10 protein-coding genes are annotated in these 12769 nt (G+C 30.3%); 7 read left to right on the top strand and 3 right to left on the bottom strand.

Features of this window, described 5'->3' with window-relative positions; genetic code table 11:
- Positions 1–37 precede the first annotated feature (37 nt).
- The 6 genes from K8M07_RS10570 (at position 38) to K8M07_RS10545 (ending at position 6072) form a co-directional block, all read left to right on the top strand.
- Positions 38–991: a calcium/sodium antiporter gene (locus K8M07_RS10570; protein ID WP_223378669.1), complete on the top strand. Its 954-nt coding sequence runs from the start codon at positions 38–40 to the stop codon at positions 989–991.
- Between the two features lie 348 nt (positions 992–1339).
- Positions 1340–2695, top strand: coding sequence for an alanine/glycine:cation symporter family protein (locus tag K8M07_RS10565; RefSeq protein ID WP_223378667.1), 1356 nt, complete (start codon positions 1340–1342; stop codon positions 2693–2695).
- 71 nt (positions 2696–2766) lie between these two features.
- Complete coding sequence (locus K8M07_RS10560) at positions 2767–3405, top strand: cyclodeaminase/cyclohydrolase family protein (protein ID WP_223378659.1); 639 nt, start codon at positions 2767–2769, stop codon at positions 3403–3405.
- A gap of 89 nt (positions 3406–3494) precedes the next feature.
- Entirely contained in the window at positions 3495–4637 is a 1143-nt protein-coding gene (locus tag K8M07_RS10555; protein ID WP_223378657.1) for an aminotransferase class V-fold PLP-dependent enzyme, read from the top strand.
- A gap of 17 nt (positions 4638–4654) precedes the next feature.
- Entirely contained in the window at positions 4655–5173 is a 519-nt protein-coding gene (locus K8M07_RS10550; RefSeq protein ID WP_223378655.1) for a DUF4446 family protein, read from the top strand.
- 11 nt (positions 5174–5184) lie between these two features.
- A complete protein-coding gene (locus tag K8M07_RS10545; protein ID WP_223378653.1) occupies positions 5185–6072 on the top strand; it encodes a diacylglycerol/lipid kinase family protein in 888 nt (295 codons plus the stop codon).
- Positions 6073–6186: 114 nt separating this feature from the next.
- Here K8M07_RS10545 and yyaC read toward each other — a convergent pair whose 3' ends face one another.
- Complete coding sequence (gene yyaC, locus K8M07_RS10540; RefSeq protein ID WP_223378651.1) at positions 6187–6774, bottom strand: spore protease YyaC; 588 nt, start codon at positions 6772–6774, stop codon at positions 6187–6189.
- 423 nt (positions 6775–7197) lie between these two features.
- Here yyaC and K8M07_RS10535 point away from each other — a divergent pair, with 423 nt between their 5' ends.
- Positions 7198–8643: a M23 family metallopeptidase gene (locus tag K8M07_RS10535; protein WP_223378649.1), complete on the top strand. Its 1446-nt coding sequence runs from the start codon at positions 7198–7200 to the stop codon at positions 8641–8643.
- Between the two features lie 24 nt (positions 8644–8667).
- Here K8M07_RS10535 and K8M07_RS10530 read toward each other — a convergent pair whose 3' ends face one another.
- Together K8M07_RS10530 and K8M07_RS10525 are read right to left on the bottom strand one after the other, a co-directional pair.
- A complete protein-coding gene (locus K8M07_RS10530) occupies positions 8668–9960 on the bottom strand; it encodes a S8 family peptidase (protein WP_223378647.1) in 1293 nt (430 codons plus the stop codon).
- Positions 9961–10044: 84 nt separating this feature from the next.
- Complete coding sequence (locus K8M07_RS10525; protein WP_223378645.1) at positions 10045–12735, bottom strand: calcium-transporting P-type ATPase, PMR1-type; 2691 nt, start codon at positions 12733–12735, stop codon at positions 10045–10047.
- Positions 12736–12769 lie beyond the last annotated feature (34 nt).

Here is a 12769-nt window from a genome sequence, read left to right as displayed (position 1 = left end):
TATAATAGTCACAAAATAAATATCTTAGGGTGATATTATGCAGATAGAATTAGTTCTGGTTATCTTTGTTATAGGTTTATTAATGACTATAAAAGGAGGAGATATATTTATAGAAGGTGCAATATGGATAGTGAAAAAGACTGGCATTTCATCTGGTATAATAGGAGCTACAATAGTTAGTATAGCAACAACATTACCAGAATTTTTTGTATCTACAATAGCAAGTGATGAAGGATTTTCAGATATTGCTATTGGTAATTCTATTGGATCATATATATGCAATATTGCACTTATAATAGGTATATGTGCCTTAATAAGGCCAATTAAAATTGATTCAATTTTTTTTGGCATTAAGGGTACAATGATGATAGGCTTTTTAAGCATTTTTTCTGTATTATCATTAAAAGGTGTAGTAACATATGGAGATGGATATATTTTAATTTCTTTAATAGTATTGTTTATAATAATAAATTTAATAGAAAATAAAAAAATATCTACTAATAATAGAATAACAAGAAAATCGATTAAAATTAAAGAATTAATTTTTAATTTAATAAAATTTTTTTCAGGTGCAATTATGATATTATATGGGGCACATATATTGGTAGACAGTGGAGTAAAAATTGCAAACTTTTTAAGAATACCTAAATTAGTTGTTAGTCTTACATTATTAGCCATAGGAACTTCACTACCTGAATTGGTAACAGCATTATCATCTGTATTTAAAAACTATCAGAGTATATCGATAGGAAACATATTAGGAGCCAATATAATAAATTTATCAATAATAATGGGAACTGTTGCTTTAGTTAGTGAACACGGGCTGATGATAAATAAACAAAATTTATTATTAGATTTGCCTGTAGCTATGCTAGTTTCATTACTTTTTATATTATCAGGTATATTTAAAGAAAAAATTAGTAGATCTACTGGATTGATACTTATGGTAATTTATATAGTCTATATAATTATTCATTTAATGTATGCTTAGTCAATTAATCATAATTTCAGTTATGAGTTTCAAAGTTCAGACTATGAAATAAATTCAAAATAGCATATTCATATGCTATTTTTTAGTGAAATATGTATTTTGAAAATTAATATATAAGAAGTTCAATATTTGTTATTGACATGGATAGCAATGAAAGAAATAAAAGGTATAGTAAGATAACAAGTTGAAATAATAAAATTATAATATTAAAATAATTCGAAATATTGGAAAATAAATGATATGTATTGATATTTAACAATAAGATGATATAATTATTGTTATAAAATTGTCAAATAGTAATTACAATAAGGTTAGCACTACATTTAAAAAACTCAAGGAGGTAATTATATGGATTTTATGGCGATTGTAGAACTTCTTAATGGTATTTTGTGGGACAATATTCTTATATTTCTTCTATTAGGTGTTGGCGTGTATTATACTTTTAGATTGAGATTTGTGCAGCTTAGAAGAATAAAAGATGTATTTAGTAATGTATTTGGTAAGATATTTAATAAAAAAGAAAAAGCTGATAATGATGGTATGTCTTCGTTTCAAGCATTGGCAACTTCAATAGCAGCTCAAGTAGGTACAGGAAATTTAGCAGGAGTTGCTACGGCTATAGCTTCTGGTGGACCAGGAGCAGTTTTTTGGATGTGGATTAGCGGGATTCTAGGAATGGGAACAATATTCGGAGAAGCTGTTTTGGCTAAAAAATATGTAGCAAGGATTAATGGAGAAGTTACAGGTGGGCCCGCATATTATCTGAGAGATGGAGTTCATAGTAAATTTTTAGCAGGTTTTTTTGCAATTTCAATTATAATAGCTTTAGGATTTGTTGGGAATATGGTTCAATCAAATTCTATAGCGATCGCATTAAACTCAGCTTTTACAATACCTAATTGGATAGGTGGAATAGTATCTGCAATATTAGTGGGACTAATAATTGCTGGTGGGATGAAAAGGATAGCGTCTTTTACAGAATTAATAGTACCTATTATGGCTATTATATATATTTTAGGAAGCATTTTAATTTTAGCTTTAAATTATTCTCAAATTATACCAGCTTTAAAAATGATATTTACATCAGCGTTTTCAGTACAAGCAGCAGCTGGTGGAGCTATAGGTGTTACTGTAAAACAGGCTGTGAGATTTGGTGTTGCTAGAGGATTATTCTCTAACGAAGCTGGAATGGGTTCTACACCTCATGCCCATGCAGTGGCTAAAGTAGATCACTCAGCTCAACAAGGGTTTGCAGCCATATTTGCTGTTATATTGGATACATTAGTAATATGTACTTTAACAGCGTTAGTGAATATAATAACTAATGCTCATACATTAGGATTAACTGGAATAGAAATGACTCAAAAGGCATTTAATTTAGGGTTAGGAAGTTTAGGTGATAAATTTATTGCTGTAAGTTTATTCTTCTTTGCATTTTCAACAATAATAGGATGGTACTATTTTGGAGAATCAAACATTAAATATATATTTGGAACGCGAGGTATACCAGTTTATAAAATAATAGTATTGATATTTATAGTAGCTGGTTCCTTTATTGCAGTAGATGCTGTTTGGAAAGTTGCAGATTTATTTAATGGTTTGATGGTATTACCAAACGTAATTGGTCTAATTATATTGGCTCCTCAAGCATCTAAAATATTGAGGGACTATGAGAATAACTTCTTAAAAAATAGAGGTAATTGATACTATCTTGATTATATAATTCGTGTATAATATAATTACCTTATATATAATATTAAGATGGTGGTGATTTGATGTTAATGAACAAAACAGTAAAGGACTTTGTTACACAGGTTGCATCAAAAGAACCTACTCCAGGTGGAGGTAGCGTTGCAGCTTTAGCAGGTAGTTTAGGTTCTGCATTAACAGCAATGGTAGGTAATTTGACAATTGGTAGGAAGGTATATAATGAATTAGATGACGAAATAAAAAAAGAAATGGATATTAAGTTTAAAGAATTAAATAAGAGCATAAAAAATCTGAACAACATAGTAGAAGAAGACACGAAAGCATTTGATAAAGTAATGGAAGCATTAAAATTACCGAAAGAGACAAAAGAACAAAGAACAAAAAGATCTGTTGCAATTCAAGATGGATATAAAGTTGCATTAGAAGTTCCTTTAAAATGTGCCGAAGAATGTTTCAAAGTATTAAAGAATCAAAAAGTATTTGCAAACTATGGGAATATAAATGCGATTACAGATGTTGGAGTAGGAACTCTATTAGCAACTACTGGACTTGAAGGTGCAATTTTGAATGTTAAGATTAATTTACTTAGTATAAAGGATGAAGAATTTAGAAACAATATTGAGAAAAAAATTGATAGTATTATGACAGATGGAACTAAACTAAAAGAAGAATTACTTAAAATTGTATATAAGAGATTAGGATAAAAGAAGCCAAAAGGCTTCTTTTTTCATCTATTTATTATTCATCAGTTAAGATTATATGGTATAATTTTATATATAGTGGAGGTGACGTTATGATTTATTTTGATAATGCCGCTACATCTTTTCCTAAGCCAGATGTAGTGTATGATTCGATTATGAAAGCTATGAAGGAGTATGGAGCTAATCCAGGTAGGTCTGGACATAAATTAGCATTAAGAATTGGTCGTGAGATATTTGAGACTAGAGAATTATTAGCTAAGTTATTTAATGTGGGAAATCCTATGAATATAATATTTACTTCTAATTGTACTGAGAGTTTAAACTTAGGAATTAAAGGTGTATTAAAAAGAGGAGATCATGTTATAACTACTTCTATGGAGCATAATTCTGTATTAAGACCTATTTCTGTATTGAAAAGCCAAGGAGTAGAAGTAACTATTATAGAAGGGGATTCTATGGGAAGAATAGATCCATCTAAAATTAAAAAGAATATCAAAGAAAATACCAAACTAATAATAAATACTCATGTTTCTAATCTAACAGGAACTATTATGCCTGTTAAATTAATTGGTAAAATTGCCAAAGATAACGGTATATATTATCTTGTTGATGCAGCTCAATCAGCAGGAGTATACGATATAGATGTAGATGAAATGAATATTGATATTTTAGCCTTTCCAGGCCACAAAGGACTTTTAGGTCCTCAGGGTACAGGTGGTCTATATATTAGGGATGGATTAAATATAAGGGAAATGAAACAAGGGGGTACAGGTAGTGTTTCTCATCTATTAGAACAACCTGAAATGTTTCCAGATAGATATGAAAGTGGAACCCATAATGGTCCTGGAATTGTTGGGTTAGGAGAAGGAGTAAGATATATTTTTAAAGAAGGGATTGGTAATATAAGGAAATATGAGGAAGAGTTAACTAAGCATTTTGTAGAAGAGGTTTTAAAAATAGATAATGTAAAGGTATATGGCCCTTTGGATGTAGAAGAGCGGGGTGCCGTTGTACCCATTAATATAGGGAATGAAGATTCATCGGAAATTAGTTATATATTAGATAGTAAATATGATATAGAAGTAAGGCCAGGGCTTCATTGTGCACCTATGGCACATAAAACTATAGGAACGTTTGAACAAGGAGTAGTTAGATTTAGTTTTGGACCATTCAATACCCATAAAGAAATTGAATTTGCGGTAAAAGCTATAAAAGAAATCTCCAGAGAAATATAGAGAAGGGAGAAATGCTAATGAAACAAGTTATACAATTTATCGAAGCATTCAACGTAGAAATAATATTATGTACGCTTCTGGCCTTTTTTATATTACTTATCTTATATATAATAGCTGAAGTTAGAATATCGAGGATGGAGTACAGATATAAGGAATTAGTACATGGTACAAAAGATATTAACATTGAGGAATTATTGATACAGAATGGGCATGACATAGATAATTTAAGAGAGGAAATATTAAAATGGAATAAAGAGTTAAGTAACTTAAATACAAAATTGACTTTTACAATTCAAAAAGTAGGATTTGTTAGATATAATGCATTTGCAGATATGGGTTCTGAACTTAGCTTTTCCATTGCATTTTTAGATGGGTTTTCAAATGGTTTTGTATTAACTAGTATTTATAATCGAGAACAATCTACTTGTTATGCAAAACCAATAAAAAATGGCAAATCTATATATCCATTATCAGTAGAAGAAATGCAATCTATAGATAGGGCAATTAAGGGAGATTTATTTCAAAATATAGTCTAATAGGGGGGCATATGGATAAGATACTTTTTATAATAAACCCAGTAGCTGGTGGAGGAAAGACAAAAAGCTTGGCTCCTATCATTAATAAAATTATGAAAAGTAGAAAAATTGAATACAATATTATTTTTACTACAAAACCGAAAGAAGCAACTGAAATAGCTCGATCAAATTTAAATAGAGGCTATACTAAAATAGTTGCAGTAGGTGGAGACGGAACCATAAATGAGGTAGCTGTAAGCTTAATAGGATCTGATAAAGTTACATTAGGAATAATCCCTAGTGGTACAGGTAATGATTTAGCTAGAACCTTGGATATACCCAATGATCCAAAGAAATCTATAGATATAATAATAAAAGGTAAAGTAAAGAAAATAGATGTGGGAACTATAAACAATAAAATATTCTTGAATATTTCAAGTATTGGTTTTGATTCAGAAATTGCTAAAAATACAGAGAAAGTTAAAAAGAAGATAAAATCGAGTTTTGCATATATAATCGGATTTTTTATTTCATATATTAATTTAAAAGATGTAGATGTAAAGTTGAAGATTGATGAAGTTTCTCTCAATAAAAAAATTTTCATGGCGGTAGTTGGAAATGGAAAATATTATGGAGGCGGAAGAAAGATATTGCCTATGGCTAACATAGAAGATGGGTTTTTTGATGTGTGTGTAGTAAAAAAGATGCCTAAATTGAAATTAATATTATTTTTTATTACTCTTTTAATGGGAATGCCAACAGTTTTTAAAAAGAATCTGGAAACATTTAGAGCTAAGAGCATAAAAATAGTGACTAAGGATCAAACTTATTTGAATATAGATGGTGAAATTGAAGATGTACAAAAAGAAACATTTTTTACTATGCAAAAGGAGAAGTTACAAGTTCTTATAAATGAATAATTGTATATTATTTGAATAAATCCCTGCCTAGAAATTGTAATATTAAAAGACTAGGAGGGTTTTTTTATGGAAGAATAACAATAGAGATGATAAGAAAGCCAAGCTATCTTAAAGCTATTTATTTTCTTCTCTTAAACTTTTATTATATAGTTTATAGAGACTTCTACTTATACCTTTTGAAATTATGTCTGCCATATTCATTACCAAGCTTAATCTTGTATTTTGTAATACCATATATTCCATCATGCCACATACGTTGACAACTGCTGTAATACTTATGTCACCAATTGTAGGAAGGTTTTTGTTGACCCCTAGACCAGGTTTTAATGGTCCTTTTTTAATATTAATATATCCAATTTTATCAAGAGTACCTAACGAAGCATCCACAGCTATAATAAAAGCTTCTCTATGGAGACGACCAATTTCATTCAATGTGTCATTTAAATTTTTTGCATGGATAGGATTGTCTAAAGTACCTAATAATTTAACATTATCATAATAATTTAAATGAGGAGTTAATTTATATCCAACTAAAGGACCAAGTGAATCTCCAGTAGATCTATCAGTTCCAATACACAAGATGATTAATTCCTGTGTACTTTTAATATTAGTACGTAAATATTCTAAGATTAGATTAGAAAATTTAATGCTAGCAAAAGGCGAATGAGTATCAATATAATTATTATTTGTTAAATTTAGCATATTGCCCTCCTATGAAAAGTAGATAGTCATATTAGTAAAACCTTTTCTTCAAATATATGATTTAGACGGATATAATAGAAGTATTTCCATTAACGAGATTATAAATACTAGAAAACAAATTAAATAACATTAAGGAAATATTTACAATTCATTAAGAGATGTTAAGAAATCTTAATAAATTATTTTTGAATTAAAATGTTAATCATGTTAGTAGATGAATTCGTTGAAATTACTAAATTTAGAGATATAGTATATTTATCGGAATAATGAATAGAATATATGTAGACAGGCTACTATAGTTGAAAAAAATATTTTCTGTGTTATAATGGGTTCATGAATTATTAAAAGTTACAAAAAGGTTACAGAAATCAACAACTTACATATGGTTTTAAGCTAATCCAATAATAGGGAGGTACTAAAACCATGGGAGATTCGAATCATCCTGGATCCAAAAGTTTTAATTTACTCATGGAGAATGGTAAGATACAAAAGAAATTAAAAGATTTAAAAAGGAAAATAGAGAATAGGTATAGTTTCAAGAGAGTAGTTATGGTACTTATGATAGCCGTAATTGCGACTCTCTTATTAGGAACCTATAAAATTAATGAGATAAAAACTAGAAGCTATACTGTGTATTATGGAGATGAAGAGGTAGGAACAGTTAGAAAAAAAGAAGAAGCTTTAAAAGTAATAGAAGATATAAAAACAATACTATCCAATACATATGATAGTGAAATAGTTTTAGGAAAAGATATAAGGTTTGAAAATACTCATGCTAAAGATGAATCATTAGTATCAGCTAAAGAGTTAAAGTCTAATATTCAATCTAATATGACATTTTTAGTAAGTGGATACGAGTTGTTAGTAGATGATAAGGAAGTAGGTTTTTGTAAATCTAAAGAAGAGCTAGAAGATATATTACAAACTATTAAAAAACCTTATCTGAATACAACTAATGAAAATAGCGATATCATAGATGTAAGTTTTGTTGAGGATGTTAAAATTAAACAGAAAGATATACCTTTAAATAAAATAAATGATAAGGAAGAATTATTGCAATATATTCAAACAGGAACAGAGGAAGAAAAAATTCATGTTGTAGAAGTAGGAGAAAGTTTGTGGACTATAGCTGAGATTTATGATATGTCTGTAGAAGAATTGGTAAAAGCTAATCCTGATAAAAATCCAGAAAAATTACAGATAGGTGATGAAGTTAAGCTAATGGTTCCAAAGTCTTTGATAACTGTTGCAACCATTGAAGAAGTTGAATACACGGATGAAGTTGATTACGAAGTTAAAATTGAATATGATGATGATATGTATAAAACTCAGAGCGATGTAAAGGTTAAGGGCTCAGAAGGTGAGACTAAATATTTTTCTAGAATAACAAAGCACAATGGAGTAAAGGTAGAAGAAGATATACTAAAAGAAGAGGTTATTAAGGAACCTGTTGATGAGTTAGTAGTAAAAGGAACTAAGGAGCTACCCAAAACAGCTGCTACGGGAGTATTCTTGATGCCAACCAGAGGATCTCTATCATCAAGATATGGAATGAGAAATGGACGTATGCATTATGGATTAGATATAGCGACAAGAACAGGTACACCTATTAAAGCTGCCGATGGTGGTAAAGTGGTTTATGCTGGCTGGAAAGGTTCTTATGGTTATATGGTCGAAATAAACCATGAAAATGGATATACTACAAGATATGCTCACTGTAGTAGTATGGATGTTAAAGTAGGGCAAAGAGTTTATAAAGGGCAAGTTATAGCAAGGGTAGGTAATACAGGAAGATCTACTGGTCCACATTTACATTTTGAAGTATTGAAAAATGGGCGAAATAGAAATCCAGCAAGTTATGTATATTAAAGAGGAAGGTATATCTTCCTCTTTTTATATATTTTTGTCAAGAAGGTATAAAACTAATAATAAAACTAGGAAGTTTTCAATTATATTATCTGTGGAATTAAATGGTTCTAACCCACTATTTCTTTTTAAATTTTCATCATTCTTTGAGTCTCCGTTAAATAGCTTTTGTAGATTTATTAAACCGGATCCTTGATTATCTATCTCATCATCTAAATCTATACATGAATCCATTAATTTTTTCTTTACTTCATTATGTGAAAGGGAATTATATTTATTCAATAATAAGGCTACAGATCCAGAAATTAATGGAGTAGCCATAGATGTACCACTTAACGATTTATATCCATCAGGCTTAGTATTTGATAATGAATTGATGCCTACGCCTGGAGCAACTATATCAGGTTTGGATAGGCCTTCATTTGTAGGACCTCTACTGGAAAAAGATGCAACAACGTCATCTGATGTATCAATGGTTCTCCTATGATCAACAGCTCCTACAGTGATTACATCAGGACTAATACCTGGTGACACTATAGTTTTTTCATTAGGACCGCTATTACCAGCCGCAGTTACAACTATCAAGCCAACTTTTGTAGCTTTTTTCACAGCGTTACACAATGGATCCTTATTACAATTGCTATTTGCAGGACTTCCAAAAGAAAGGTTTAATATCTTTGTATTGAATTCATCCTTAGTTTCGATCGCATAAGCAATTGCATCAATTATATCAGATGTGTTTCCGCTGCCATTATCATTTAAAGCTTTAATTGCTAAAATATTCGATTCGGGAGCTATACCAGAATATAAGCCTCTTGAAGAATAACCATTTCCAGCTATTATTCCAGCCACATGTGTTCCATGTCCATTATCATCATAAGCTGAAGTTTCATTATTTACAAAGTCTTTGAAATCTATAATTCTATTTACAGGTTTAGTCAAATCTTGATGAGGAGCTACACCTGTATCTATAACTCCAACAGTTATCCCTTTTCCTTTATATCCTTGTGCATAGGGAAATTGTGCTTCCATAGTTGGAACTGAAATATCTAATAGAGTATAAACTTCTGAATCAAAACTTATATATTCTATATTAGGGTTACTAGCCAATTTATAAATAGTTTCCGTATCTAAATCACAAGCAATTCCGTTAATTAAAGGTAAGCGTTTTTTAACATTTGTAGATACACTCATGATTCCATCCTCTAATCTATTGTCATCCTTTTTTAATTGAACAATTACTGGCAGTTTTTCATTGGATTGTGACATTATTTTTGCACCTAGTATAGGGCAAATTTTAGAATTATTTATTTTTCTCATATTAGACCCCCTTCCTTGTTCTATTCTATGCAATAAAGTATAAAATGTTCTTAAAAGAAAAAAAGCCCTTAAGGGCTTTTAAAATTACCTATTTTTTCTTACTATAATTTTATATATTTCGCCAATAACCAGTGGAATAAATGAAAATATTAAAATTATTCCCCAGTCATTCAATCCCAATGAATAAGTATCAAATATTGGCTGTAAAAATGGAACATATATTACTATTAGTAGTAGGATGAAAGCTAGTAGAGTAGAATATGTTAAAGTCTTGTTAGAAAATACTCCTATTTCAAATATAGTATGTTTTTCAGATCTACTCGAATAAGCTCTCAATAATTCAGCTGTGATTAAAGTAGCAAAGGTTATACTCCTTGCTTTTATTATACCTTCTGTACCATATGTGAATAGCCCCCAACTATATGCAAGCAATGCACCTGCAGAAATTGCAATGCTTTGTACAATTAAGGATTTAATCATATCCTTATCAAGTATAGGTTCATCAGGATTTCTAGGTGGTATATCCATTATCTCTGGATCACCCTTTTCCATACCAAGAGCTAAGGCTGGGAAACTATCAGTTACAAGGTTTAGCCATAATAGTTGTATTGGGATTAGTGGAACTGCTAAACCAAATAATATACTCAAGGTTACTATTAATATTTCACCTATATTACATGACAATAGGAAGAATACAAATTTTTTAATATTGCTGTAAATTATTCTACCTTCCTCTACAGCGGAAACTATACTAGCAAAGTTATCATCTGTTAAAATAACTTCTGCAGTATTTTTTGCTACGTCAGTACCGGTAATACCCATTGATACACCTATGTCCGCTTTTTTGAGAGCTAAAGCATCATTAACTCCATCTCCAGTCATTGCTGCAATTTCTCCGTTAGCCTTTAAAGCATCTACTATTCTTACCTTATGTTCAGGAGAAACTCTAGCATAAACTTTCTTATGTTTAACTAGTTCATTTAATTCTTCATCAGATACATTGTCTAACTCTTTACCCATTATAGCTTCGTCTTTATGGTCAGCCATACCTAACTGTTTAGCAATAGCATAAGCAGTTTCTTTGTAATCTCCTGTGATCATTACAGTATTTATACCTGCATCTTTACACTCTTGAATTGCCAATTTAGCTTCTTCTCTTGGTGGATCTATCATTCCTACTAAACCAACAAATATCAAATCATTTTCGATTGACTCAGGTGAGATTTCATCAGGTAGATTATCATATTGTTGAAAAGCCATGGCTAGAACTCTTAATGCATCACTTGAAAACTTACTGTTCATGTCCAGTACTTCTTTTTTCAATTCATCAGTAAAAGGTACTATTTCACCATCTATATAAATACTACTACTTCTATTTATTAATATATCCGGAGCACCCTTAGTAAATGAAACTACTTTATTTGGAATAAAATTCTTATGAAATGTAGTCATCATCTTTCTGTCGGAGTCAAAGGGTAATTCTTCTATTCTTGGATATTTATTATTTATCTCATCTTTATTTATACCAGCCTTACCTGCTAAGGTTACTAGTGAACCTTCAGTTGGATCTCCTAATACTCTATACCCATCTTCAGTTTCATCTATAGTTGCATCACTACAAAGTATTCCAATAGATAATAATGTATTTATATTACTGGATTCAGTTGGATTGATGGATTCTCTATTAATTATAAATTCTCCTTTAGGTTCATAACCTATGCCAGTTACATCAATTACTTTTTCATCCGTATAGGATTTTACAACAGTCATTTCATTTTGTGTTAAGGTTCCAGTTTTATCAGAGCAAATATAAGTAGTAGTACCTAAAGTTTCTACTGCTAATAATTTTTTTACAATAGCATTGCGTTCAACCATTCTATTCATGCCTAAAGCCAATACTATAGTAACTATGGCTGGCAGTCCTTCTGGTATAGCAGCCACTGCTAAGCTGATAGCTGTCATAAACATTTCTAATAGGTTTCTCCCTTGGAATAGACCTATACTAAACACTGCAATACATACTATTATGGTAATAATGCCTAAATATTTACCTAATTGATTTAACTTTCTCTGTAGAGGGGTGGTTTCATTTTCATAAGTTTGTATCATACTTGCAATTTTACCTATTTCAGTATCATGAGATGTATTGACCACAATTCCTTTACCTCTACCATATGACACTATAGTACTCATATAGGCCATATTTGTTCTGTCACCTAAAGACACCTCATCATCAAAGGTAATGTTTGGATCTTTTTCAACAGGGACAGATTCCCCAGTCAAAGAGGATTCATCAACTTTTAAATTAGATCCTTCAATCAATCTTAAATCAGCTGGGATAATATCTCCAGTCTCCAGAATGACTACATCTCCAGGAACTAAAGTATTTGCTGGAATTACTGATGTAGAACCATCTCTTAATACTTTTGCATTAGGAGCAGCCATTTTTTTCAGTGCTTCTAATGATTTTTCAGCTTTACCTTCTTGATATAAACCCAATATTGCATTGACAATTACTATGGCGATTATTACAATTGCATCAGTTTTTTCTCCAACCATATATGATACAATACTTGCTATAATAAGTATAATTATAAGAAAATCATTAAATTGATCTACTATTTTAGACCATAAGCTTCTTTTTGCTTCTTCCTTTAACTCGTTTAAACCATATTTTTCTAGCCTATTCTTAGCTTCATTTTGAGAAATACCTTTATCTATATTGGTACTTAGCTCAGATAGCAATTCTTTTTCGCTTTTTTGATACCATTCCAAAGAAAATCATTCCTTTCTATATTTGGTATTTAGT

It is taken from the genome of Schnuerera sp. xch1, assembly GCF_019931165.1.
Lineage (GTDB): Bacteria > Bacillota > Clostridia > Tissierellales > Tepidimicrobiaceae > JAIOUP01.
This window is presented reverse-complemented; position numbering and strand designations above follow the sequence as displayed.